The organism is Rhizobacter sp. P2_H2 (assembly GCF_056403375.1).
In genome coordinates, this window is sequence record NZ_JBFUFP010001590.1 from 1 (window position 1) to 864 (window position 864).

1 protein-coding gene is annotated in these 864 nt (G+C 63.3%); it reads right to left on the minus strand.

Annotation, left to right across the window (positions count from 1 at the left end; genetic code table 11):
• On the minus strand, positions 1-864 hold an 864-nt coding region (locus tag AC1D15_RS34945; RefSeq protein WP_477829688.1), incomplete at both ends, for a cbb3-type cytochrome c oxidase subunit I.

An 864-nucleotide genomic window follows, 5' to 3' on the forward strand; every position in this document is an offset into this window, starting at 1 on the left:
GTCGTGCACCACCGGCGTGAACGCGAAGTTGTACGACGGCGGGGGCGAGGCGGTCGACCACTCGAGCGTGCGGCCGTCCCACGGGTCGCCGGTCACGTCGCGCAGCTGTTCGCGCCGCATGAAGCTCACCACCAGCTGGATCAGGAAGCTGCCGATGCCGAGCGCGATCAGGAACGCACCGAACGCGGCGATCACGAACCAGATCTGCAGCGACGGATCCTCGAAGTGGCTCAGGCGGCGCGTGACGCCCATCAGGCCCAGCACGTACAGCGGCATGAACGCGAAGAAGAAGCCGGTCTGCCAGAACCAGAACGAGCACTTGCCCCAGAACGGATCGAGCTTGTAGCCGAAGGCCTTCGGGAACCAGTAGGTGATGCCGGCCATCAGCCCGAACAGCACGCCGCCGATGATCACGTTGTGGAAGTGCGCGATCAGGAACAGGCTGTTGTGCAGCACGAAGTCGGCCGGCGGCACCGCGAGCAGCACGCCGGTCATGCCGCCGATCACGAAGGTGATCATGAAGCCGACCGTCCACAGCATCGGCACCTCGAAGCGGATGCGCCCGCGGTACATCGTGAAGAGCCAGTTGAAGATCTTCGCGCCGGTCGGGATCGAGATGATCATCGTCGTGATCCCGAAGAACGAGTTCACGCTCGCCCCCGAACCCATCGTGAAGAAGTGGTGCAGCCACACCAGGTACGACAGGATGGTGATCACGACCGTGGCGTACACCATCGACGCGTAGCCGAACAGGCGCTTGCCGCTGAAGGTGGAGACCACTTCCGAGAAGATGCCGAAGGCCGGCAGSACCAGGATGTASACCTCGGGGTGGCCCCAGATCCAGATCAGGTTCACGTACATCAT